General features: G+C 48.6%; 15 protein-coding genes. 10 read left to right on the plus strand and 5 right to left on the minus strand.

Features of this window, described 5'->3' with window-relative positions; all coding sequences use genetic code 11:
* Positions 1-51: 51 nt before the first annotated feature.
* Together OP864_RS04620 and OP864_RS04625 are read left to right on the plus strand one after the other, a co-directional pair.
* The gene (locus tag OP864_RS04620) at positions 52-2,058 is read left to right on the plus strand and encodes a M1 family aminopeptidase (protein WP_270100119.1); all 2,007 of its coding nucleotides are present in this window, start codon (positions 52-54) and stop codon (positions 2,056-2,058) included.
* A gap of 315 nt (positions 2,059-2,373) precedes the next feature.
* Positions 2,374-7,077: a PKD domain-containing protein gene (locus tag OP864_RS04625; protein WP_270100120.1), complete on the plus strand. Its 4,704-nt coding sequence runs from the start codon at positions 2,374-2,376 to the stop codon at positions 7,075-7,077.
* Positions 7,078-7,566: 489 nt separating this feature from the next.
* On the opposite strand, the gene OP864_RS04630 is transcribed toward OP864_RS04625, so the two are convergent.
* Positions 7,567-8,589, minus strand: coding sequence for a TQO small subunit DoxD (locus OP864_RS04630; RefSeq protein WP_270100121.1), 1,023 nt, complete (start codon positions 8,587-8,589; stop codon positions 7,567-7,569).
* Between the two features lie 21 nt (positions 8,590-8,610).
* Here OP864_RS04630 and OP864_RS04635 point away from each other — a divergent pair, with 21 nt between their 5' ends.
* Positions 8,611-8,889, plus strand: coding sequence for a hypothetical protein (locus tag OP864_RS04635; protein ID WP_270100122.1), 279 nt, complete (start codon positions 8,611-8,613; stop codon positions 8,887-8,889).
* Between the two features lie 146 nt (positions 8,890-9,035).
* Here the strand turns inward: OP864_RS04635 and mqnB are convergent, their stop codons facing one another.
* The 4 genes from mqnB to OP864_RS04655 form a co-directional block, all read right to left on the minus strand.
* Positions 9,036-9,719 (minus strand): futalosine hydrolase, encoded by a 684-nt coding sequence (gene mqnB, locus OP864_RS04640; RefSeq protein WP_270100123.1) that lies wholly within the window; start codon positions 9,717-9,719, stop codon positions 9,036-9,038.
* Positions 9,716-10,426, minus strand: a complete 711-nt coding sequence (locus tag OP864_RS04645) for an NRDE family protein (RefSeq protein ID WP_270100124.1) — start codon at positions 10,424-10,426, stop codon at positions 9,716-9,718. The genes mqnB and OP864_RS04645 overlap by 4 nt, the downstream gene beginning before the upstream one ends.
* Before the next feature lie 206 nt (positions 10,427-10,632).
* A complete protein-coding gene (locus OP864_RS04650; RefSeq protein ID WP_270100125.1) occupies positions 10,633-11,265 on the minus strand; it encodes an ABC transporter ATP-binding protein in 633 nt (210 codons plus the stop codon).
* Positions 11,266-11,499: 234 nt separating this feature from the next.
* Positions 11,500-17,157 (minus strand): right-handed parallel beta-helix repeat-containing protein, encoded by a 5,658-nt coding sequence (locus OP864_RS04655; RefSeq protein ID WP_270100126.1) that lies wholly within the window; start codon positions 17,155-17,157, stop codon positions 11,500-11,502.
* A gap of 378 nt (positions 17,158-17,535) precedes the next feature.
* On the opposite strand from OP864_RS04655, the gene OP864_RS04660 reads away from it, so the two are divergent.
* From OP864_RS04660 to OP864_RS04690, 7 genes are all read left to right on the plus strand, one after another.
* The gene (locus tag OP864_RS04660) at positions 17,536-18,936 is read left to right on the plus strand and encodes a DASH family cryptochrome (RefSeq protein ID WP_270100127.1); all 1,401 of its coding nucleotides are present in this window, start codon (positions 17,536-17,538) and stop codon (positions 18,934-18,936) included.
* Between the two features lie 368 nt (positions 18,937-19,304).
* Positions 19,305-20,300 carry an AAA family ATPase gene (locus OP864_RS04665; protein ID WP_270100128.1) on the plus strand — a complete coding sequence of 332 codons (996 nt, stop codon included), beginning with the start codon at positions 19,305-19,307 and terminating at the stop codon, positions 20,298-20,300.
* Between the two features lie 2 nt (positions 20,301-20,302).
* Entirely contained in the window at positions 20,303-21,181 is an 879-nt protein-coding gene (locus tag OP864_RS04670) for a DUF58 domain-containing protein (RefSeq protein WP_270100129.1), read from the plus strand.
* A gap of 442 nt (positions 21,182-21,623) precedes the next feature.
* A complete protein-coding gene (locus OP864_RS04675) occupies positions 21,624-22,502 on the plus strand; it encodes a hypothetical protein (protein ID WP_270100130.1) in 879 nt (292 codons plus the stop codon).
* Between the two features lie 8 nt (positions 22,503-22,510).
* Positions 22,511-23,512: a vWA domain-containing protein gene (locus OP864_RS04680; protein WP_270100131.1), complete on the plus strand. Its 1,002-nt coding sequence runs from the start codon at positions 22,511-22,513 to the stop codon at positions 23,510-23,512.
* Between the two features lie 9 nt (positions 23,513-23,521).
* Positions 23,522-24,532, plus strand: a complete 1,011-nt coding sequence (locus OP864_RS04685; protein ID WP_270100132.1) for a vWA domain-containing protein — start codon at positions 23,522-23,524, stop codon at positions 24,530-24,532.
* 3 nt (positions 24,533-24,535) lie between these two features.
* Positions 24,536-25,153, plus strand: coding sequence for a tetratricopeptide repeat protein (locus OP864_RS04690; RefSeq protein WP_270100133.1), 618 nt, complete (start codon positions 24,536-24,538; stop codon positions 25,151-25,153).
* The last annotated feature ends 31 nt before the right edge of the window (positions 25,154-25,184 follow it).

Raw genomic sequence — 25,184 nt, forward strand, 5'->3', positions numbered from 1 at the left:
GCGCCTTATCTTTTGCCAGCTAATTGAGTTTCACCTAATTTAATAGAACTTATGCCAAACTTATTAAAACTTGCCCTACTGGCCCTCCTCTTCTTGCCGCTTCATTTGAGCGCTCAAGACTCGGATGGCCTTTATAATGTCAATATGAAATTTTATCATCTCGACTTGTATATAGACATCGACAAGCCCCAAATTAAGGGCTCGGTCTATATTGAGTTTGTGGCCGTGAAGGACCAAATAGACGAGCTCTACTTGGACCTTGGCGAGGGGATGAAAATAAGTAAAATTGATGGGGCCAGCGCTTTTGAGCGAGAAGGAGAGGAAATTCTAGTCAAATTATCGGGCCGCCCATTACGCAAAGAAGAAAGAGGCAAAATTACGGTTCATTATGAGGGCGTTCCGCAAAACGAACAGCTGGATGTAGACGGAGAAACCGTGACCAAGGGCCTATTAGTTAAAAACCGTGGAAAAGATAAATTTCAGAGTCGCTTAGTTGCCCTAGCGGCCTATCCGCAGGCGGGTTACCGCTGGTTTCCCTGCCGCAGAGGTATTGGCGACAAAGTCGATTCGGTTTATGTAGATGTGACGATTCCCGTTCGTTTTAGTACGGCTATGGTGCAAGAAAAAGAGCGCAAAATTCCTTATACGGCTGTTTCTAATGGCGTTTTGGAAGGGACCGAAATCTTGGAAGATGGCAAAAAAAGAAAGTTCAAATGGCGGCATCGCCACCGCATTGCCCCCCATCATTTGACCATAGCCATCTCTAATTTTGCAAAAATGGAAGTGGAGTACAAGGCCAAGGGCTACAGCTTCCCGATCAACTTTTATATCTTTCCCGAGCATCTAGAAGAGGCCAATGCCACCATCAATCGCTCTAAGGAAATTATGGCTTGTTTGAGCCGTACCTTTGGCCCCTACCCCTATAAAGATGAGGGCTTTAGCGTGATTGAGCTGGGCTTGCCCTTAGGCTTGGACGGTATGCCCACCCAAACCGCCGTTTTGGTAGAAGACCTCAAGAGTTTTCATATGTACCAAGTGGTGCACCAAGCCGCCAATATGTGGTTTGGCAATCATATTTCGCCAGAAGCTTGGCAGGATGCCTGGATCACCGAAGCCCTAGCCACCTATGCCGAGGCCACTTGGCAGGAGTATAAGCGGGGGCTCAATGTTTACCAAATCATTTTGGACCAAAAAGAATACTATGAGGGCGGCAAACTCTATCTGGACAATATCAATGAGTACTCTCAAGAACGCCTTTCTAAAAAGGGAATGTACGTCATTCACATGCTCCGGGGCATTATGGGCGATGAGTATTTTTATGAAACCCTAAAGGGAATTACAGAGCTCAAAAGAGGCAAAAGCACTTATCTGAGCACCCAGCGCTTTAGAGAAATTTGTGAATATTACGCCAGCGAAAATGAGCCCAAGGACTTTAAATACTTCTTTGACCAATGGGTCTTTGGCGAGTACTACCCCACTTATAAGGTAGAATATGAAAAAACCCGCAGCGGCGTCAATCTTCGGGTCCTACAAGAAAAAGTAGAGGGCCAAAAACAGTTTTTCGAGATGCCCGCCCGCATCCGCTTTACCCTAGAAGATGGCAGCACTGTAGAAAAGGTTGTGCAACTCAAAGCCCTAGCCGATCAAACGATAGAAATTGAGCTCGATAAAGACTTTAATCAACTTGAGTTCGATCCCTTCAACTGGATTTTCAAGGACCTCCAATATAGCCGAGAAATCTTGTCTGGCCGCAGCCCCATTGAAAACATGAGCATCAAGACCAGCCAGGGCCGCCGCAAAATTGCCCTCAGTTTTGAGAGCCCCAAAAAGCAAAATATCGAGATTCAGCTCATTCAAAAAGCCAATGGCGTAGATATTCTGGAGGATAAAATTCTCCAAAGCCAAGAAATCAAAAAGGTAAAAGGCAAAAAAGAGCTCAGCTTCAAATTGCCTGTTCCGCCCAAAAGCCGAGGCGTTTTTGAGCTCAAAATTATCGGGAAATCAGATATTTTCTCTAAAACAATTCGCGTGACGCAATTAGAAAAGCGCTTTAAGTAATTCTAATTTATCCTTCTATAGGCTAGTTCTTGATTCAGGACTAGCCTATTTTTTTGGGGCCTGCCGCCTTTGGCGGCCGGGCCCTTGCGGGGCTCGCAAGTCTGCTCGGCCCTGCGCCGCTTTCAGCGGCTGGGTCTGGCCTACGGCCCCCCCTTCAGGCCCCTAGGCCTGCGGCGGCTTCGCCGCCTACAAAACCCAGAAAACGAATAGCTAGAATAATTTCAAAGCAGAACTAAAAACAATAAAAAGCAAATTTCAGCTAATAAAATTTTAAATTAGAGGGCAAACCAATTCATCATTACAACCTTATAGTGTATGCGTATACTTTATGCTTTTGCAGCTGCACTTTTGCTCTCTAGTTTTGGTCTACAAGCCCAAACGACAGCAGGAGACTGGCTAGCGCTGAAGTCGGGCCGAGAATTTATTGCCGCCGACCTCATTAGCTTTAGCAGCCCGCAGCAACAAGATGTTTATCAAGGCAAGCTGTTTCGCTTAGCCAATTTTAAAGAACTGCCCAATGCCAAAAAACGGGCAGCCATGCAAGACCAAGGCATTGTATTTTTAGAATACTTGCCAAAAAATAGCTACCTGCTTGCTATTCCGAGCCGCCTAACTGTTCAAGATTTAGAAGGCTTTGGTATTCGTGGGCTCAAACTGCTCGCTCCCAAACATAAAATGGACGCCCGACTAGAGGAGCGTCCATTTCCTATTTGGGCCATGCAAGGGCAACAACTTAAGCTTTTTGTCCAAATTCATCAAAGCATCAACTGGGAGCAGGCTCTCCAAGAACTACAAACAGAAGGCTATCCCCTGCTGTTTGTCAACCCCCTAAGCAGAACCCTAGTCACGGCCCTGCCTCCTAGCCAAATTGAACAACTAGCCCAAAAACCCTTTGTTCGCTACTTAGACTTACCCTCTGATCCTGGACAGCCAGAATCAGATGATGGCCGTAATCTTCACCGCGCCAACCTTATCGATGGCGATTATTATGGGGCCTATGCCTATAATGGCGCTGGCGTGGCCGTCGCTATTAACGATGACGGTTTTGCTGGTCCACATATCGACTTTAAAGGCCGAGCCAACCAACAAGATGTAGCTGGCGACTTTACTGGCTCTCATGGTGATATGACTGTGGGGATTGTGGGTGCCGCAGGTAACCTAGACCCTGTCATGAGAGGAATGGCCCCGCATGCTTATTTGCACGTTCGCCAATATAATAGTAGCCTGCCCGGCACGGTGGCCCTCCACCAAGATAGCGCCGTTATGGTTTTCTCTAGCTCTTATTCTAATGGCTGTAATGCGGGCTATACCACCCTAGCCAGAACCGTAGACCAAGAGATTTATAGCAACCCTAGCCTCATTCAGGTCTTTTCTGGCGGAAATAGCAACGGTAGCGACTGTGGCTATGGCGCCGGTAGCCAATGGGGAAATATTACTGGAGGCCATAAAGTTGGAAAAAATGTTTTGGCTACCGCCAACCTCTTTAATGATGACGGCCTCGCCAATAGTAGTAGCCGTGGCCCCGCCTCCGACGGAAGAATCAAACCCGATATTTCCGCTCATGGCCAAGGCCAAATGTCTACCGACCCCGATAATACTTATGTGCCTGGTGGAGGAACTTCTGCCGCTGCTCCTGGTATCGCAGGGGTGCTCACCCAATTGCATCAGGCTTATCGAGACCTCAATGCTGGCGCTAACGCCCCCTCGGCCCTACTAAAAGCCGCATTGCTCAACTCTGCCAATGATCTAGGCAATGATGGCCCCGATTACTCTTTTGGCTGGGGGAAAGTGAACGCCTATCGCGCACTCAAAACCCTAGAAGAAAACCGATACATTAACGGATCTGTGGGACAAGCAGGCAGCGCTAGCCATACTATCAGTATACCCGCTAATGTTCGCCGAGCTAAAATTATGGTCTATTGGCACGATAAGGAGGCCTCTACTTCAGCCGCCCTTGCCCTAGTTAATAACCTAGACCTTACAGTTAGCGATCCTAGTAATAGCACGCATCTGCCCTGGATCCTCGACCCAACACCTAATGCCACTACCCTAGCCCTGCCCGCTACCAGAGGAGTCGATACCCTCAATAATGTGGAACAGGTGGCTATTGATAACCCTACTGCAGGAACTTATATCATTAACGTAAGTGGTACTGCGGTGCCCTTTGGCCCACAAGACTACTATATCGTCTATGAGTTTCTGACCGATGACATCCTACTCACTTACCCCCTTGGTGGCGAAGGACTTATCCCTGGCAGCCAAGACCGTATCCATTGGGATGCCTATGGCACAAGCGCTAGCTTTAATATTGAGTATAGCGCCGATAATGGTAATTCTTGGGCTACAGTGCAATCTAATGTAGCTGGTACAGCTCGCTTTATTGACTGGACCGTCCCCACTGCTGTAACTGGCCAAGGACTTATTCGTATTACTAGAGGTAGCAACTCGGATATGAGCGATGCCAATTTCTCGATCCTAGAGACTCCTCAAAATATTCGGGTAGTTGCGGTCTGTACCTCTGCCAATACCATCCGCATCAATTGGGATGCCGTAGCTGGTGCCGCCGAATATGATGTCTTTGTTCTTGGTGCCACACATATGGATTCTGTAGGCTCTACGGCTAACCTTAGCTTTGATGTCCCCGTCAACAATATCAATGATGACCAATGGTTCTCGGTTCGAGCCAAAGGCCCTAACGGCCTTAGAGGCCGCCGCGCTATTGCGGTCCAAATGCAAGGAGGCAATACAGGCAGCGCAGCCTGCCTTATGGATTGTGGACTAAATGACGATGCCGGAATTAGCCAGGTCTTTAGCCCCCAAACACAACAGCAAAGTTGTAATGGAAATAGCCTGCCCGTAGAAGTCGAATTGACAAACATTAGCAATCAAACACAAAGTAACTTTGAGGTCTACTACCAAGTCGATAACCAAACTATTGTCACCGATACCTTTACTGGCAGCCTAGCCGGAGGCGCTGTTGCTAACTTTAGCTTTAGCCAAGCCCTTACGCTTGCTGGCCCCGGCCAATATCAGTTTAAGGTCTGGACCAATATCCCTGGAGATGGCGCTCGCTGTAATGATACGATCGCTATGACAATTGATTTTAGCAATACGATTAGTGCTTTCCCTTATATCGAGGACTTTGAATCTGGCGTTTTCCCTCCCGCCAATAGCTATCTCGAAAATAATGATGCCGACCTCAGCTGGCAGGAAGATAATGTGACGGGTAGCGATGGCAACCCCACTACCGCTATTGTGGTCAATAACTTTGTCTATAATGCCGCCGGTGAAGAGGATGTCCTCGGCTTCTTTAGTATGGACCTCACTAACACTCCCGCCGCTCAACTCAGCTTTGATGTGGCTTATGCTCGCTATAGTGCCTCGCTCTATGATGGCCTAAGAGTAGAGGTCTCTACCGATTGTGGCCAAACCTATAGCCAACTCTACTTTAAAGAGGACCTTACACTCGCTACGGCAGGTACCCAAACTGGGCAGTTTAGCCCCGCCGCCGCTAGCGACTGGAGAACAGAGGTCATCGATCTCGCCCCTTACATTGGTAATAATGTGGCCTTCCGCTTTGTCAATATCTGTGGCTATGGTAACGACCTTTTCCTAGATAATATCAATGTGACAACGCTTAATAATGCGCCCAGCGTGGCCTTTAGCGCTGGAAGCACCACTAGCTGTAATGGTTCGGTCTCTTTTATGGACCAATCTACAAATACGCCCACTAGCTGGGCCTGGGATTTTGGCGATGGCAATAGCTCTACGCAACAAAACCCCAACCATCAATATACTGCCAATGGTAGCTATACGGTCCAACTAATTGCAAGTAACCAACTCGGTAGCGATACCCTGGTCCAAAGCAATTATGTAACAGTGAATTTCCCTACAGCCCCCACTGCTGCAACTCCAGCTACAGGCTGTGTTGGCCAAACTGTTGCCCTTAGCGCTACCGGCACAGGCAGCATCTGGTGGTCCGATGCAAACGGTAATTTCCTCTTTGAAGGCAATACTTATAATGCAACGCCTACGGCTACAAGCAGCAACTATTCGGTCCAAAATGTAGTCACTTCTCCCTCTCAGCAGGTTGGCCCAGCCAACCCCGCCGCTCTAGGAGCTGGAGGCTATTTTACGGGTACCCAATACCTGAATTTCGACGCCAGCAGCCCCATTCGCATCGTTTCCGTTTTGGTAGATGCCGATGGCGCAGGCAACAGAACCATTGAGCTTTATGATGCAGCCAATGGCGGCGGTAACCTAATTCAATCCACTACCGTAAATGTTCCTAACGGACAAAGCCGCATTGCACTCAATTTTGAACTGCCCGCTGCAGGTACATATAGTATCGGCGGAACAGCTCTAAATCTCTACCGCAATAATGCCGGCGCAGCCTATCCCTATAGTATCGCTGGCCTGATGAGCATCACGGGCTCTTCTTTTAGCCCCGATTACTACTATTTCTTCTACGATTGGGAGGTCCAAGATGCCCCCTGCCGCTCTACTGCTGTTACGGTTAATGTCTCTGCCGATGAGGCAAACTTTAATCATGATGCCAATGCGAGTACTCTTGCCGTTAACTTCACGGACCTATCTGCTGGAGCCAATAGTTGGAGCTGGGATTTTGGCGATGGCAATAGCTCGACGCAACAAAATCCTAGCTACAGCTATGCCGCCCCTGGCGTTTATCTGGTCCAATTGACGATCAATGGTAACTGCAGCTATACCGATACGGTCACGGTTGGCCCCACGGCTATCCAAAGCTGGAGCAATGGCACTGATGTACGCATCCTGCCCAATCCTAGCCTCGGCCAAAGCCGCCTGCAACTCTCTAGCGCCCTCAGCAATACCCTAAGCGTTCAACTGATTGCCCTAGACGGACGTATCCTCCAAAGCTATGAACTGCCCGCTGGCCAAAATAGCCTAGACCTTAATGAGGAGCTCGCCCCCGGCGTCTATTTCTTGCGCATGCAAAATGAACAGGAGCAACTCCTACTCAAATGGATTATTCAAGACTAATCTTTTCCGGTTTTTCTTGATTTCTCATCTAGAGGCCTTCCTTTTGGAAGGTCTCTTTTTTTTGGGGCCTGCCGCCTTCGGCGGCCGGGCCCTTGCAGGGCTCGCAAGCCTGCTCGGCCCTTCGTTTTTCGCTGCGCTCAAAACTCGGTCTGGCCTGCGGCCACCCTTTCAGGCCCCTAGGCCGATAGCCACTGCGGCTTTCAGCCGCAGCAAAAAGGGCCAGCTCAAAAGCTGGCCTCAGCCTTCTGGACCTAGCAGGGCCGAAGGCCCGCAGACTGAGGGATGAGAGCAGGGCCGCCGCAGGCGGCAGACCCAGGCGCTTTAGCGCCGCAGGGCCGAGCGACCCGACCAACGGGAGCCGACGCAGCGAAGCAAGTAACAGCGAGCTGCGGACAGCCCGACCCGACTGAAAGGACAACCAGCCCCAAAGGGGCGCCAGTTCGACAACCGAAGGGCGTAGCGGCAGCCCCAAAAAATCATCATCTAGTATTAAAGCGATAATTCCCAACTCAAGCCCGAAATATCAACTAATTTTAGGGTTTTGGCCTTGGCCGCTAAGGCTTTGGAAATCGGCAGACTCAGACGGGCCTTGGCCCCCAGGGGAACTACGAGGCTATGCGCCCCCGCCCTGATTTTAGCGGGATAAGCATTCTGAATTTGTTGATCGGGCAGGCTAGAAAGGGCCTTTTGGTCCCAGTACTTAAGGATTTGGCCCTCCTCATCTAGCAATTCGATTTGGATGAGAAAGGAGCCATAAACATCTGCACCCTCTATGCGATAGAGCTCAAAACTTAGGCTATCAGCCTGAAAAATCGGGGCCGAAAGGGCCAATTTGGGCTTAACCGATTTGTTGTGTAGCTGCCCCCAAAGGCCAGAATGAAAATATTGGTTAGTGTAAAGCGCTAGGGCAAAAATGAGCAAACTGCCCCATAAAACGGGCTTTTGGAAGCCTTCCCAGCGGATAGGGCCCGAGCTCCAAAACGATAGGTAGCCGGTCCAGCCCCAACACTCCAAAGCATAATGGTCTAGACTATAGCGGCCGCCGCCCGTCATCAATATACTGGCCCCAGCAGATACCCCCAAAATGCCAATTTGCCATTCATCTAAGCAGGTGGTGCCCAGCCAGCCCGAACCCAGCAAAATGCCTAGGGCAAGGCCCAAAACGGCCAGACTCATCAGGCGACTTAAAAAACCGAGCATAAAAAAGAGGCCCACAACCCCCTCTATCAGGGTAAAGAAGAGCATGGCCCACCACAAATAGGCGGGATGTTCGAGCAAAAACTCGATGATTGGGCCAATGCCAAGGGCCTGCGGCAAAAAATGATTAAACTTGATGCCGATATAATTGGCCGCATCGGGATCTAGCTTATTGGAGAGAATCAGGCGGCGCCAAAAAGCCGAGAAATAGGTCCAGCCCACCACTAGGCGGAGGCCCAAATTAAAGACGCCCAATAATTTATAAGAAAGGAACTGCTGCCCATCTTGGGGCAAAACTGCTGATTGATTTGACATATAAATGAGTTTTTTTAATGAATGAATCGCTTAATTGCCAAGCATTCATCAACTCATTTTTCCATTGTTGGTAGAGCAGAAAATAGGGCCGAGGCGGGCCGCGAGGGCCTTCTGCATCCAGCATCGCTCTATTTTTCCGCTTTATTTGGCTCAAAAAAAATAGCGAAGCCGAAGAAAGAGGCGCTGTGCCCATTTTCTTTAGCTTCACTATTGTTTGGCTCCATTGCAGGAGCCTGTTTTCGCTTTTTTGTTCTGTTTTCGCACAACTTAGGCCCTTGGCTTTGGCGGCCACGGCCGTAGGCAATTGGTCCAAACTGCTTTGCAGGGCCCAGCGCATTTTGCAGGGGGCCAGCAAGAGCAAGCTGCCCAAAAAGAGCAGACTAATATATGTGCGGAGCCTATTCATAGGCACAAACATAAGGCTTTATTCCTTTCCCTTTTCTTAGCTATTTGCTAAGGCTTTCTAAAAGGCTTTTGGCCCCTTCAAACAAGCTGTCTAGGGCTTTTTCCATTTGCCAGGCAGCTCGATTGCGGGGCTCTACATAATTGGAGATAGACCGCAGGGCCACAAAAGGCTGTTTGGCTTGCAGGCAGGCAAAGAAAAAGGCGGCTCCCTCCATACTCTCCAAATCGGCCTCGGGATATTTGGCCCGAATCTGCTCGATAGAATGGGCAGAGCCATGGGCTTTATTGACCGTTAGGCCCGTAGCCAAGGGCAAAAACTCGCTTTCATCGGCTTGGGGGTTATAGAGGCGCTTATTGATATAAGGCGGGTTGCTTGCTTCTAAGAGGCCCAAATCAAAGAGGTCTAGAAGGCGGCCATCTTTTTCCTCGGCCCCTAGGTCTCCTAAGATTTCGGCCCGAACGTGATAGAGCTGGCCCAAAACCAAATCGGGATTCAAGGCTCCAGCTACCCCTAGGTTGATGGCCAAATCGGGGGGATTTAGGAGGAGCTCTTGGCCCAAAGCATGGGCGGTATGCATACTGCCCACCCCAGTAATTAGGCAATGCAGTTCTAGTTGGCCTTGCTTAAAGCTGCCCGCTCTGCGCTGAGGCTCCCAGTTTTTGTACAGCCATTGCAAAAGGGGCGAAATTTCTAGTTCGGTGGCGGCGACAATCAGGAGTTTCATAGTTGAGTGGCTTGTTCGGCGAGATATTCTTCTTGGCTCATGCGGTCATAATAGCGCATCTTAAAGCGGTCCTTTTCGAGAACCACTTGGGTGTGGCTGACCGTCTGCACAATGCCATTATTGCGGTACATCACTAGGCCATTTTCGATATCGCCTTGGCCCCCTTCCTGATGAAACTGCCAGGCAGATTCTGGGCGGTAAGTTCCTTGTTGGCACTTCCAATCTGTAAACCAGCCCGCTCTTTGGGCCTGAATAGGCGCTGGATAAAGGGTGGCTGAAGACCAGATATAGGCTTCGGTGGGCATCAATTTTTCTACATGGGCTTTTTCCTCATCCCAGCGCAATTGATACAAATTGCCTCGCTCATAAATGACCAAGGTAAAGGGTTCGATGCCTTCAAAATCGTAGTGTTCAAAAAAGCTGGGCGCATCTTCATAATCAAAGAAATCGAGGACCAGCAGGCCACGGCTGCGCTTATAAGGCGGTTGGTGTTTATGTTTCACAAAGGCGCCATTGAGCAAACAAAGCAGGCGGCCATTATCCGAGGCGGCAATCCAAGTTCCCCCTTGGCTGGGCTCTTTAGGATAAATCAATCCTTTTTCCTCATGCTTAAAAATCCCCTCGGGTTGGCGGCGGGGGCTCTCATCTCGGTTAGAGGTCAGTACAAATTGGTCCTTGCCTAGGGGCAAGTAAGTTACGGTACACATAATATTATATAGTTCTTGTTTTTCGGTTGGGGTTGGGGGGGGGTTGGGGCTGCCCCTCGCCTATCGGCTCGGGTCGGGCTCTGTCGGGGCTCGCAGGTCTGCTCGGCCCTGCGCAAAATTCGCTACGCTCATTTTGCTGGGTCTGCGGCTTCGCCGCCCCCCTTTCCATCCCTCAGCCGAGGCGCTTCGCGCCTGCTTGCTGCAAATTATTGGCCCAATAAAATTTGTTGGGGAAAGAGTTTTTTGAGGCGGGCATCATGGGTAACAATCAGCAGGCTAGCGTTTAGGGCTTCTGATTGTTCTCGGAGGAGCTGGGCCACTTCCTCGGCATTTTTATCGTCTAGGCTGGCCGTGGGTTCATCGGCCAAGATGAGTTGGGGGCGGCGCAGCAGCACACGAGCAATAGCGATGCGTTGTTGTTCGCCTTGGCTCAGTTGCTGGGGTTTGGCCTTGCGTTTATCGGCTAGACCTAGGCGATCTAGCAAATGGACAATGGCATTTTTGTCTTCTTTAATTTGGGCAAAATGCTGGGCGGCCAATAGGTTTTCTTCCACATTTAGGGAGCGGATAAGGTGGGCTTGTTGGAAGACCACCCCGACCTTTTGGCCTCTATACTCATCTAGGCTGCCCTTCATATTTTCTAGGGCCAAATCGCCTAGGCGGATACTGCCTTTTTGCAATTTTCGGAGGCCTGCGATCAGGTGGAGCAGGGTTGTTTTGCCGCAGCCAGATTGGCCTAAGAGCAGGCGTTGCTCGCCTGCGGGGCAAGTAAAATTGGGAAAATCAATTTGTTTTCCATCGGGATATTGGTAACTAACATCTTGAACGTGTAGGTCCATAGGAAAGGAGTTTCTGGTCCAAAAAATGGCGGCTTTGCCGCCTTGGCCGCAGGCCAAACGGCCTAGCGATGTGCAGGGGTGGCCGCAGGCCAGACCGAAGCGCGCAGCGCTGAAGGGCCGAGCGAACAGCGAGCCCCGAAGCGTAGCGCCGCAGCTTGCTGCGGAGGCCCCAAAAGGGCATAAAAAAGGGGAGAACAGCGAACTGTCCTCCCCTCAAAAGTACAATATTTTGGCTTATTTCTGCAAAATAATGCGTTCGGTCAATACTTGTTCACCGATGATGATGCGAGCGAGATAAACGCCAGCGCTATAATCGGCTAGGTTAATTTGGTAGTTAAGGTTGCGGCCCAATTGGCTGGGGAAGCGTTGAACTTCTTGGCCATTGAGGTTATAGATCGTCAATTGTACTTCCTCCTCCTTGGCTAGTTCAATTTGCAGCTGAGCGACATCTTGAGTAGGATTGGGGAAGAGATTCAATTGATTGAGGCCTTCAACGCCACTGATGTTAGTGGGTTGAGTGTAAGCCACTGTGATCGTTTGGCTAGTAGAGCAACCTACTTGATCGTAGACCGTCACTTCATATTGGCCAGAAACGAGGTTATTGATGCTAGCGGTAGTATCGCCAGTATTCCAAACGATGTAGTAAGGACCAACACCGCCAGATACAGAAACATCGATAGATCCGGCGAAGTCGCTGCTTTCGTTCACTACATTATCCACATTGATGGTCAAAGCGGGGTTAGCGCTAATGGTATAGCTTTCGTTGTAGGTACAGCCAGAAGCGTCGGTTACCGTTACGCTATAAGTTTCGCCATCGAGGACGTTGCTTAGTGCGGCAGTTGTTGCGCCATTGCTCCAGTTGTAGGTATAGGGAGCGGTACCGCCTTGTACGCCTACTTGGAGTGTACCTGCATTGCCACAATCTACGCCACTAGCCATAAAGCTAAAGTTGAGTGGGGCGGGACCATTAACGGGGTATGTTTCGTTAAACTCACAGCCATTATCGTCGGTAATAGTTACGGTATAAGTTCCAACATCTAGTCCAGTGATATCTTCAGTAGTAGCGCCGGTGGTCCAATTGAAAGAGAAAGGAGCCGTACCGCCAGCCAAAGTAATATCAACAGCACCGTTGCCATCGCGTCCGCAGTTCAGCGTACTCAACTGAGCGCTAACTGTGGGGCCAGTAAAGAAAGAGATCTGGATAGAGTCGGTAAGTAGACAGCCATTAGCGTCAGTCATTGTGACTGCATATTGGCCCTCCATATTAGCGACAATACCGGGAGTAGTTTCTCCAGTGCTCCAGAGATAGCCTTGAGCGCCTGGGGCGGCAGCAAGGCCGATAGGGTTACTTTCACAGATGGTTGCATCGGGGCCAAGGTCTAGGTTGGCTGTTGCCACCACAGTAGCGGTAACGGGGGTACGCGTTGTACCGCCAGCACAAGAAGTAATTTCTGCGTAGTAAGTAGTAGATACTTGGAGCGCAGGAGTAGTAAATACGGGATCGGTAGACAAGAGCGTACCGCCAGTAGCTTGGTCGTACCAGCTAATTCCGCCAGCGGGCATAGAGGTCAAGCTAGCGCTATTTCCGACACAAGTCGTATCGCCCATGAAAGTGGGGTTAGGATTAGCGATGCTCACACAAACGTTAGCGGTATCATTGCTTGCGTTGCCATCGGCGGCAAGTTGTGTAATAATTTCGAAGCAGTAATTTCCACCACCAGTAGTATTAAAAGTACCTACAGTGAGAGTATCTTGAGCGGCAGAAGCTAGAGGACCAGCATAGGTAGCGCTAAAGGTTTGCGTACCATTGGGGCCGTTCAAGTTTACGGTTACAGGAACATTGCTAATGCTATTGCTACCATTATTAGAAAGCGTAATGACCAAAACTTCATTGGCATTTTCGCAGGTACCTACGCTAGGTGCATCAACACCAACTGCTACGGCATCATCGGTAAAGATAGTAATTTCATCGGCTCCGATATCGGGTAGTGTAGTACTAGCAGAGGGGCGGGTTTCGCCATCGATATCTGTAGCTACGCCTACAAGGGCGCCAGCGGCATTGAGTTGGATATTTTGAACGTGTAGGTCCGTGTAGTTGGCTACAAACTGAGGATCGATATCCAAAGAGTTAGCATCATAGCCATAGGGGCCAGAAGCCTGCCAAGTAGCCAAATCATAGGTTGTTGTCCCATAATCGATATGGTTCGTTCCGCTTGCCTTATAGAATACGTTATTATCCATAGCGGCCAAAGGCAAAGCATCGGCAGATTCAAAGGCGTAGGCAGAAGCATTATCGGCCACAAAGATATTATTGCGAATATCTAGGTCGGTGGGGTCATTCATATAGAGACCAGAAGCCAGTGTACTACCAGAACCGACTAGTGTATTGTGCCAGATATCTACAGATTGGATATCATCCATGTAGAGGGCATCATCACTCTTAGAGAAGACCATATTGTTAATAATCTGTCCACGGCGAGTAATTGCGCCATCAAAGTTACCATCAGAGATATAGATACCATAATCTTCTGTCACCACACGGTTGTAGTTGATCGTAAAGTCCATGATATCGAAGCAATAGATTGCATCACTGAAGGTAGAGCCTACAGTTGTTTCAATCGTATTATAGTTAATCTCTAGAGAGTCTTGATCATCGATATAGATACCATAGTCATCAAAGTCCATGATTGTGTTATTGATGATGCGGTTATACTTGTTACGAGCAGCGCTAGCGCCTTCGATATGGATTCCCATTTCTCCACCCGTGATATAGTTGTTCTCGATGAGGGTATAATTGGCGTTATTGCCTTCTGAGTAGTCATCGGTAAGGCTAGCCGAAATCACTAGAGGAATCACATCAAAAACAGAGGTTTGGAAAGTAGCGCTAATGCGGTTATTTCTGATGCGGTTATGGTCTGCGCCATTAGTCAATTGTACCCCCCAGCCATCGCCGCCAGAAACGGCAGTAGTAGCGATACTGAAGTTTTGTACGGTTACATAATCGGCTCCATCCAATAGTACAGTGGCATATTGGCTATTAGAAGCGTCATGAGTAAGGAAAGTAGTTGCGGTATCGCCACCATCAAAAGTGATGGTATTGCTCATGCTAGCGCCAGAGATTTCTCCGATAAGCGCCAATTGTTGTCCGCTATAAGTACCTGCGGCCACTTGGAAAGTGACTGCACCAGCTACACCACATTGGTAGAGGCGAGCTACAGCATCTGTAATAGCGGGAAAATCAGAAGTGGGCGTACCTACAGTATAAGTACCCACTAGGCCTTGGCAAAGCTCGGCATAGAGCGTATCATTGCTCATGCGGTCATCGGTTTGGCCGTTGGGCATGTTGGTCCAGAAGACAAAGTCTACATTTTGGCCCGCGGGGAAGTTAATGCTACTTAGGGTAACATCTACTTCTTGTTGGGGAGCAAGAGGAGCTCCAGTATAGCCAATTGTTCCTTGAGGCGTTCCGTTGTAGGTCCAATCGATATTGAAAGAGGTCAAATCTTGTACACCAAAGTTACGCACACGTACGGTTACGGCTTGGAAGCCTGCAGTTAGTGGAGAAACGGGATTGACCAAAGCGATCACACCAGCATCATTATCTTTGGGGCGGAACTCATCTGCTCCAATATCTACGGTAGTGGCGCCAGTAAATGGACGGCTTTCGCCATCAATATCTACAGTAACGCCAACAGTATTATCTCCAGCATCATTAGCAAAAGCACCATCTACGTGTAGGTCCATAGGGCCTATGAAAACGGGATCAGCTTCTACAGAGTTAGTACCATGGCCAAAAGTGTTGCTATTTTGCCAAGTCGCTACATCAACATAGTTAGAGGTACCAAACTGAATAAAGTTAGTTCCGGGGTTGAAGCGGAAAAACAGGTTATGGTCCATATCAGTTAGGGCCAAGGCATCGGCATGGCGGAAAGTATAGCCAAAGTCTGAGGTAAAGATATTGTTTACTGCAGAAACATCAATCAAGTCATTGCCATAGAAAGATGCGCTGGTAGTACTTGTATTTTTGTTCCAGGTGCTGTTATGGAAAACATCCGTTTCGTTCACATCATCTAGATAAATACAATAGAACCCTTCAGCGATAGACATATTGTTGATCACCTCTCCACGACGGCTAGGGGTCGCATCAAAGTTTCCATCAGAAATATAGATGCCATAATCTTGTGCATAAACATTATTGCTATTGATACGGAAGTTCATCAAGTCAAGGCAATAGATGGCATCAGAGAAGGTAGAGCGAAGATCATTCACAGTGTTTCCGATGATCTCGACAGAATCTTGATCATCCATATAGAAACCATAATCATCTACGCCAGTGATTGTATTATTGATAAAGCGGTTGCCTACATTGCGGTTAGCGCTAGCGCCCTCAAAGCGGACGGCATAGTCTCCTCCTGTAATGTAGTTGCCTTGGATCAGGTTATAGTTGGCATTGTCGCCTTCGCTAAAGGTGCTAGTATAACTAGCAGAAGCAAGAATAGCTACAGCATCAACGATACCTGACTGATAAGGCATTGTAATTTGGTTATTGAGGATTTGGTTATTATTGGCCGAGTTGGTCAAGAATACTCCCCAAATATCAGTAGTTCCTGTACTTTGGATACCTAGGTTTTGGATACGCACCCATTCTACGCCATCTAGAGCTACAGTAGCATTGCCGTTGGCCCCAGAACCATCATGCGTTACAATAGTATTAGCGGCATTTCCACCATCAAAGGTTACCGTATTTACTGCAGAGGCCCCTGTGATAGGACCAACTAGGGCAATATTTTCGGTATAAGTGCCAGGCTGAATATTAAAAGTAACTGGACCACTAATTCCGCAGCTATACAAAGCGGCAACAGCATCTCCAATAGTAGCAAAGTCGGCAGTTGCGCCCCCTACCGTATAAGCCCCATTAAGGCTGGTACAGAAGAAAGCAGTCAAAGTATCATTGCCAGGAAAGTTATCTGCATTACCGTTGGGCAAAGAGGTCCAAGCTCTGATTGTCGTCAAACCATTAGCAAAGTTATAGTTTCCTAGGTTTACAGTTACGCTAGCCTGAGGAGCCACCAAGGTGCTATAATTGACCTGCGTTTGCATGACCCCATTCATTTCCCAGTCAATATTTACTGAGTTAAGGGCATTGGTGCCAAAGTTGGTTAGGGTTACATCTACGGCTTGGTTACCTGCTGTACCGGGTACAGTGGGCGCCACCAAAGCGCTAATTCCAGCATTATCGGGAACGGGAGGCGTACCTGTAATGCTAAAATCATCTAGGGTAAATCCATCAGAAACGGTAATGCTGGTGGCTTGAAAATCATCAGACCAACCAAAACGCACCTGAAAAGTACTACTGACCAACTGGCTATTGGCTGCTAGAGTAGCATCAATATCAATACCCGTTTCATTAAAATAAACACCATTGGTTGTGTTTCCAGACCAATCTAGGACCTCAATCCAAGCATCGGTATTACTTCCACGGATCCAAACCCGGTCCTGAGTATGAACTTCATCCCCATGCTCCATCCACCAAAAGCTAAGCTCTAGGTCATTAGAACCTAAATAAGCACTAAGGTCTCCGGTAAAAGTCAAATAAGAAATCCCCAAAGTACCGCTCACTTCTGCATCTAGGGTCATGGCGCGGTTACCGCCATGATAAAAACCTGCTCCAGCATCAGTACGAAGACGACAGTTCGTGGTATTTTCTTCAAAATCCCATTGGTAGCCTGTGCCGTTAAGGCCAGGAATAGGGTTGGTAGTGGCTACATAAGTGCCGGCTGTGGCCCCCTCAAAGTCCTCATTATAAGGAAGGGTTAGCTGGGCCTGCAAGGAGGTCCAACTCGCCAAAAGCAGCGCTACACAATAGCCTAATTGTGTTAACGTTTTTCGCATCGTTTAAAATTAAATTTGATGAAGAGTTAATAAATTTGTGAAATCTTCCTAGGTAAAGTTAAGGATTTTTAAATGGAAAACAAACCCTCTTCCCTCCCCTATCTACTCCCTAAAATTAGATCTGCAACTAGAGGAGCGTAGCGACTGGCTGAGGGATGGATAGCAGGGCCGCCAAAGGCGGCAGACCAAGGAGCCAAAGGCGACGCAGGGCCGAGCAAACCTGCGAGCTGCGACAGAGCCCGACCCGACCGCAAGGGAGGGGCAGCCCCAAAAAACAACCCTAATCTTTCAGAAAAACCGACTTCCCACAAAAAAGCAATAAAAAACAAACCGAAAAGCTTAGATATTGTTAGCTTAACAGCTACAATTTTAAATCTTATGGATATGTCTGTTTTGCCCAAAAAAGCCAAAAGAGTTATTGCTTGGTTTCGCCTAGATTTGCGACTACACGATAATGAAATGCTCACCGAAGCGATTAAGGCCGGTGAAGAGGTCTACCCCGTCTATGTCTTTGATGAGCGGACCTTTGGCGGCAAGACGGAGTCTGGCTTTGCCAAAACTGGCCCCAGAAGATGCCAGTTTATTATTGAGGCGGTGGCCGACCTGAAGCAACAACTACAGGCCCTTGGCATCGACCTCCTTATCAGAAGAGGAAAGGCCGAGGAGGAGGTCTTTAAGCTGGCCCAAGAACTCAAAACGGGCTGGGTGTTTTGCAACCGAGAAAAAACTTATGAGGAGGAACTTCAGCAAAATCGCCTAGAAGAAAAGCTTTGGTCTATTGGCCAAGAAATTCGCTTTTTTAGAGGCAAAATGCTCTACTATACCCAAGACCTCCCCTTCCCTATTGCCCATACCCCCGATATTTTTACGCAGTTTCGCAAGGAGGTGGAAAAACTAACGCCGGTCCGCGCCCCCCTGCCCAAACCCAAGGCTTTTAACCCTTGGAGCCACCGTTTGCCCCTAGGCGATTTGCCCCAATTGAGCAATTTTGGCTGGGAAATGCCGCCCCAAGATGATCGGACCGTCCTGCAGTTTAAAGGCGGAGAAACAGAGGGCCTCAAACGCCTACACTATTATCTCTGGGATTCGGATTGTATTGCTAGTTATAAGGAAACGAGAAACGGCCTGCTGGGCGCCGATTATTCCTCTAAGTTTTCGCCCTGGCTGGCCCAAGGCTGCCTTTCGCCCAAACAGATTTATGCCGAAATTAAACGCTACGAAAAAGAAAGAACAAAGAATAAATCGACTTATTGGCTCTATTTTGAACTGCTCTGGCGCGACTTTTTCCGCCTGATGGGCAAAAAATATGGCCCGCAGATTTTCTTGCCCACCGGCCTACGGGGCAAAAAGAAAAAAAAGCTCTCTAATAATATACAAGCCTTTGAAAGTTGGGTGCTGGGCAAAACCGGACAGCCCTTTATCGACGCCAATATGCGAGAACTGGCCCAAACGGGCTTTATGTCGAACCGAGGCCGCCAAAATGTGGCCAGCTACCTCATCAACGACCTAAAAGTGAATTGGCAACTGGGCGCAGAATACTTTGAATCGGTCCTGATTGATTATGATGTGACCAGCAATTGGGTCAATTGGCTCTATATCGCTGGCGTGGGCAATGACCCCCGAGAAGATCGCTATTTCAACCCCATCAGCCAAAGTAAACGCTATGATCCCGATGGCGAATATATTAGGTTCTGGCTGCCCGAATTAGCCGCCCTCGATAGCCGAGAAATTCATAAGGCCGATAGCCGAGAGTTTAGCCGAAAAAAACATCAACCCTAATGATTAGAGGTCCATTTTTGGACCTTTTTTCTTTTTTTGGGACTGGTTGTCGCTGCGCTCGGGTCGGGGCTCGCAGGTCTGCTCGGCCCTGCGCGGGCTTTGCCCGCTGGGTCTGCGGCTTCGCCGCCCCCCTTTCCATCCCTCAGCCGAGGCGCTGCGCGCCTCTCGCCCAAGCTTAGTCATTAAGAAGAAATTAAAAGCGAAAAATAGGCTTAAACTCCTTTCAAAACGATTTAATTTTGGCCCAAGTTAGTAGAGCCTAAAAAAATGCCTATTTTAGGGCCCTTAAACACTAGAAAAATAAAGGTGGCCCAGGCTACCCTATATAATTAACATCCAAACCCTTAAGGGGTCAAAAAATAATACAGATGCAATCTTCGGCAGATATTCAAGCCCTGAACGAACGCATTTATGCAGAAAGCCAAGTCATCGAGCGCCTATTGGCCGAAACCTCTAAGGTGATTATTGGCCAAGAATACATGATTGAGCGCCTGCTAATGGGCCTGCTGACCAAAGGACACGTTCTGCTGGAAGGCTTGCCCGGTTTGGCCAAAACCCTAGCCATCAATACCCTATCTAAGGCTATTGATGCAGAGTTTAAACGGATTCAATTTACCCCCGATTTGCTGCCCGCAGATATTTTGGGGACCATGATTTATAATCCCGCCAACAACAGCTTTTCGGTCCGTAAAGGCCCCATTTTCGCCAACTTTATTCTTGCAGATGAGATTAACCGTGCCCCCGCCAAGGTGCAATCGGCCCTGCTAGAGGCCATGCAAGAGCGACAGGTCACTATTGGCGAAAAAACCTATAAATTGCAAGAGCCCTTTTTGGTCCTCGCTACCCAAAACCCCATCGAGCAAGAAGGAACTTACCCCTTGCCCGAGGCCCAAACTGACCGCTTTATGCTCAAAGCCAAAATTGGCTATCCCAAAAAGAGCGAAGAACGCCAAATTATCCGCCTAAATATGAGCGGAGAGTTTAGCCAGGTCCAAAAAGTAGCCAGTGTAGAGGATATTTTGCGCGCCCGCAAAACGGTCCGAGATGTTTATATGGATGACCGCATCGAGCAGTATATTTTGGACCTCGTTTTTGCTAGCCGCTTTCCCAAAGAACACGGCCTCGCCCAACTGGAAGATCTCATTACTTATGGAGGCTCGCCTCGGGCAAGTATCAACTTGGCCCTAGCCGCAAAAGCCCATGCCTATATGCGCCGCCGAGGCTATGTGATTCCAGAAGATGTGCAAGCTATCGCCCCCGATGTGCTCCGCCACCGTATTGGCCTAAGCTATGAGGCCCAAGCCGAAAATATTAGTCAAGAAGATATTATTGAGCAATTGCTCAATAGCGTAAAGGTCCCCTAAAGATGAGCCAGCAAGTTCGAGATTTAATCAAGAAAGTGCGCAAAATCGAGTTAAGGACCAGAGGCCTCTCTGCCATGGCCTTTTCGGGCAGTTACAAAACCCATTTTAAGGGTAGAGGAATGTCCTTTAGCGAGCTGCGCAGCTACCAATATGGAGACGATATCCGAAACATTGATTGGAATGTAACGGCCCGCACAGGTACGCCCTATATTAAGGTCTTTGAGGAGGAACGAGAGCAGAATTTCATGCTTTTGGTCGATGTCAGTGCCTCCACCAATTTTGGTAGCCATGATGTCAATAAACGAGAGTTTATGGCCGAGCTGGGCGCCACTTTGGCCCTGGCCGCTATTCGCAATAACGATAAGGTGGGCGTCATCTTTTTTTCAGATAAAATTGAGCAGTATTTGCCGCCAAAAAAGGGGCGAAACCATGGTTTGCGGATTATTCGGGAGCTGCTCCAATGCCAGTCAGAAAGTCCGCATACAGACATAGACCAAGCCCTGCGCTACCTGACGGGCCTGATTCGCAAACGCTGCACCGCTTTTCTTTTATCCGATTTTTTGGACCCCAATTATGGCCGCTATCTCAAGGTGGCCGCTAGCCGCCATGATCTGGTCGGCCTACAGGTCTATGACCCCCGAGAGGTAGAATTGCCCAATTTGGGCCTTTTGCCTATCCGCGATGCCGAAACCGGCAGTTGGCGTTGGATAGACAGCGCTTCTGCTAGCGTTCGTCAGGCCTATAAAGCTCGTTTTGAGCAACAAACCGCCAGCTTTAAGGAGCAATTTGGAAAACTAGGGCTCGACTCCTTGAGTTTGTGCAGCGACCAGCCTTTTGTGGGCGCTTTGCGGCAGTTTTTCCAAGAACGTCCGGCCTTATAAATGATTTGAAACTACCATGATGCACCGCCTCCTTTTGTGGATTCCTTATATATTTTATTGTTTTTATTCTATGCTAAGTAGGATTTGGGGCCTCCTGCCTTCGGCAGGCGCTATGTTCGGCAGCTCGCAAGTCTGCTCGGCCCTGCGGCCCTACGGGCCTGGGTCTGCGGCTGCGCCGCACTGCCTACCAGCGCTAGGCCCTGCCCGCCCTCGGCCCAATAGCGTCCTACAGGCGGCGATAGCCGCCGCAGGCCTAGGGATGGAAAGCGGTGGCCGGAGGCCAGACCGAGGCGGCTTCGCCGCCGAAGGGCCGAGCGAAAAGCGAGCCGCGACACAGCCCGCCGCCAAGGCCGCAGGCCTGCAGCGGAGGCCCCAACTCCTCCTAATTATCCTTGCCTTTTTACTGCCTGTACTGGCTTCGGCCCAACCCAATATTCAGTTTTTGGTAGATAGTACCGAACTTTTGATTGGCGACCAATTGACGGCTCGGATGCGGCTAGAAAGTCGAGAAGATGTGCTGGTCCGCCTGCCCAACCCTACGGTATATTGGGATGATAACTTAGTGGAAGTCATTCGACTTTCGGATCAATTGGAGGAGATTAGCCCTGATGGATTAAATAGTTTTGAGAAAAAGATCACTTTTACCTTTTGGGATACGGGCCATTATCAGCTGCCCGATTTGCCCATTTTGTATCAGAAAGATGGACAAATAGACAGTCTTTGGTTGAAAGTGCCCCTGATTCGGGTCAAGTTTCCGCCGGGCATTCGGGGCGATTCTAGTTATGTTGCACCGATTAAGGACATTATGGATGAGCCGCAGAATTTTATAGAAAAGCTGCTAGAATGGTTCTTTTTTTATCTGCCAATTGTTGCGGTAGTTTTTCTCATTTTGTTTGCTAGTGTCTTGGGCTTTTTGGCCTATTTGCTCTACAAAAAAGCGCAGGCTAGAAGAATCTACAAAACGCCTGAAGAGCGGGCACGTATAGCCCTAAAAAAGCTATTGGCCAAGGGCTATTTGGAGCGAGAAGAATGGGCAGAATTTCATACGGGCATCAGTTGGATTATCCGGAGTTATTTGCGGCTTCGTTTTAGAGTTCGGGCTTTAGAGGCCACCACTAATCAGCTATTGGATCGGCTAAATTATGAGCATCTAGAGCAGAGTTTACTCTTAGAATTGAGAGAAGTACTAGAAACTGCGGATTTGGTCAAATATGCCAAGGCTTCGCCTTTGGCGGCGGCCAATGATTTTTCCGTGAAATTTATTCATAAAATGTTGGAATATGTAGAGCGGCAGGAAGCCCTCCGCAATAGTTCAAATTAAGCAAAAGCATGTCCGGTCTTTCATCTATTATATTTGCACAAGCTTGGGTCTTGCTTCTTTTGCCCTTACTGCCTTTGTTTTGGTATTGGCGGAAGCGGAGGTCCTATTATGCTGACTTAGAGTTATCTCCTACGGCGGGTTTGGGCCCGGCGCAGAGTTGGCGAAGTCGTTTGCGGCCCATATTGCCTTGGTTGCAGCTCTTTGTTTTGGGGAGTTTGGTTTTGGCCTTGGCCCGTCCGCAGAAAGTCTTGGTCAAGGAAAACATCAAGGCAGATGGCATTGACATTGTGGTAGCCTTAGATGTATCGAGTAGTATGTTGGCTCGGGACTTTAAGGAAGACCGTTTGGATGCTTCTAAGCGGGTGGTGCAGAGCTTTGTTGACCAGCGGCCCTACGATCGTTTGGGCTTGGTGCTCTTTGCGGGCCGCAGCTACACCCAATGTCCGCTAACGACCGATCATGGCATGCTCAAGCAGCTGATTAGTCGGGTAGAATGTGGCTTAATTGAAGAGGGGACAGCCATTGGGATGGGCTTGGCCAATGCGGTTCGGCGTTTACAAAAAAGCCAGGTCAAGAGCAAAGTTATCATCTTATTGACCGATGGAGTGAATAACTCGGGGAAAATTCCGCCTTTGGTGGCCGTAGAAGCCGCCAAAAAGCTGGGGATAAAGGTCTATACCATTGGGGTAGGGACCAGAGGGCGGGCCTTGGCGCCTATTTACCGCAAGGCCAATGGCAGCTTTGTATTTAGCCCCACCGAGGTAGAAATTGACGAAAAGCTTTTGCAGCAGATTGCAGAAAGCACCAAAGGGCTTTATTTTCGGGCCACAGATGAAAAAAGCCTAGAGAAAATTTATGCTCAGATTGACAAACTGGAGCGCTCTAAAATTGAGAAAGAGACCTTTATTCGTCATCGGGAATTGTACCAATACTTTCTCTTTTTAGCAGTGGTTTTACTGCTCCTTCATCTTATTCTTCAACAAACGGTATTGCGTAGCATCGTCCAATAGTCTTTTATTATGCAGTTTGAATCACCCAGTTTGCTGGCCCTACTAGTCTGCATTCCCCTAATTATTATATTATTTATTAGGGCGCAGCGGCTCAATGCCCAAATTAGAGCTCGTTTTGGCAGTTGGACAGCCTTTCAGCGGATGATCCCTGCTTTTGCTCCTGGCCGCAACAAGCTCAAGTTTGTGCTTTCTGTTTTGGCCCTTTCGCTAATGATTTTGGCCTGGGCCAACCCGAGGATGGGCAGCCGCAGCCGCAAAGTAGAGCGGGCCGGAGTAGATGTTTATTTGGCCCTTGATTTATCTAGAAGTATGTGGGCCAAAGATGTGCAGCCCAAGGGCATGGACCGTTTGGAGAAGGCCCGTCTGTTTAGTTTAGATTTACTGCAGGGTTTGGCCAATAATCGGGTGGGGCTTATCTTCTTTGCTGGAGAGGCTTTTTTGCAAATGCCGCTTACTTTGGACCATAGTTCGGCCCAGGTATTTCTTTATAATGGCTTGGAAGAAGTAGAACTCATGCAAGGCAGTATGCCAGAGAAAGTCTTGGAGCTGGTCCAAAAATCAGAAATACAGCCAGATGGTAAACAGCATCAAAAAGCGGTTATTTTTGTTAGTGATGGAGAAGAACACAACCCCAAAACCTTAGAGGCGGCCAAAGCCGCCCGCAAAAATGGGGTATTTAGTTATACTATTAGTGTGGGCTCTAGCCAAGGGGCCAAAATTCCACTACAAAGAGAAAATGAACTGGGTTTTCATAGAGATAAGCGAGGAGAAGAAGTAGTGACCGCTACCAACAAAAAGATGCTGGCCGAATTGGCCAAAGTAGGGGGCGGCCGAGCCTTTGATATTGACCAAGGGAAAAATATCTTGCCCGCCTTGCTCAAAGACTTTAAGAAGTTGGAGCAACAAGAGTTTGATGAATTGCAATATGACGATTTTGACAGCTACTATCAGTATTTGTTGGCTCCTGCCCTACTCCTTCTCCTCTTTGAGTTTTTTCTGGCCTACCGCAAAAAATCATAAGCGATGAGAGTAATTATTTTTCTGCTTCTTGCGCTCCCTTTGGGGCTATTGGCCCAAGAATCTTCTCGGAAGAACTTGATTGAAGGCAATAAGCACTATCGGCTGGGCGAACAAGAAAAGGCAGGGCAAAGTTATCAGAAAGCCCTACAAACCGATGAAAACAATAGCAAGGCCTGGTACAACCTAGGCAATGTCTTTTATCAGGCACAAAATTATGAAGAGGCAGAACAGCACTATAAGGAAGCCCTTCAGAAAGCCGATAACCCTGAGCTAGAAGCCCGGGCCTACCATAACCTGGGAAACCTCTACGCCAAAGAGAAAAAACTCAAAGAGGCCGTAGAAGCCTATAAGAATGCCCTGCGCATTCGGCCCAAAGATGTAGAAACCAAACACAACCTGGCCCAGGTCCTCAGAACGATTAAGCAGCAGCAACCGCCGCCCCCTAAACCCAAAGACGATAATAAAAAACAGGAGGAAGAACAAGAATCTCCGCCCCCCGATGAAATGTCTAAGGATGAGGTAGAACGCATGATGGATATGATTGAGGAGGAAGACAAAGACACCCAAAAGAAGAAGAAAAAGCAACCTAAAAATCGCCAAAATCCAGAAAAAGACTGGTAAGCAAATTGTATTTATAATGAGCAGAAGGAAG

Origin of the sequence: Saprospira grandis (genome assembly GCF_027594745.1) — a bacterium.
In the GTDB taxonomy this organism is placed as follows: domain Bacteria; phylum Bacteroidota; class Bacteroidia; order Chitinophagales; family Saprospiraceae; genus Saprospira; species Saprospira grandis.

Coding starts and splice junctions, on each gene's coding strand:
- OP864_RS04620 (WP_270100119.1), top strand. CDS start 52: ATGCCAAACTTATTAAAACTTGCCCTACTGGCCCTCCTCTTCTTGCCG.
- OP864_RS04625 (WP_270100120.1), top strand. CDS start 2,374: ATGCGTATACTTTATGCTTTTGCAGCTGCACTTTTGCTCTCTAGTTTT.
- OP864_RS04630 (WP_270100121.1), bottom strand. CDS start 8,589: ATGTCAAATCAATCAGCAGTTTTGCCCCAAGATGGGCAGCAGTTCCTT.
- OP864_RS04635 (WP_270100122.1), top strand. CDS start 8,611: ATGAATCGCTTAATTGCCAAGCATTCATCAACTCATTTTTCCATTGTT.
- mqnB (WP_270100123.1), bottom strand. CDS start 9,719: ATGAAACTCCTGATTGTCGCCGCCACCGAACTAGAAATTTCGCCCCTT.
- OP864_RS04645 (WP_270100124.1), bottom strand. CDS start 10,426: ATGTGTACCGTAACTTACTTGCCCCTAGGCAAGGACCAATTTGTACTG.
- OP864_RS04650 (WP_270100125.1), bottom strand. CDS start 11,265: ATGGACCTACACGTTCAAGATGTTAGTTACCAATATCCCGATGGAAAA.
- OP864_RS04655 (WP_270100126.1), bottom strand. CDS start 17,157: ATGCGAAAAACGTTAACACAATTAGGCTATTGTGTAGCGCTGCTTTTG.
- OP864_RS04660 (WP_270100127.1), top strand. CDS start 17,536: ATGGATATGTCTGTTTTGCCCAAAAAAGCCAAAAGAGTTATTGCTTGG.
- OP864_RS04665 (WP_270100128.1), top strand. CDS start 19,305: ATGCAATCTTCGGCAGATATTCAAGCCCTGAACGAACGCATTTATGCA.
- OP864_RS04670 (WP_270100129.1), top strand. CDS start 20,303: ATGAGCCAGCAAGTTCGAGATTTAATCAAGAAAGTGCGCAAAATCGAG.
- OP864_RS04680 (WP_270100131.1), top strand. CDS start 22,511: ATGTCCGGTCTTTCATCTATTATATTTGCACAAGCTTGGGTCTTGCTT.
- OP864_RS04685 (WP_270100132.1), top strand. CDS start 23,522: ATGCAGTTTGAATCACCCAGTTTGCTGGCCCTACTAGTCTGCATTCCC.
- OP864_RS04690 (WP_270100133.1), top strand. CDS start 24,536: ATGAGAGTAATTATTTTTCTGCTTCTTGCGCTCCCTTTGGGGCTATTG.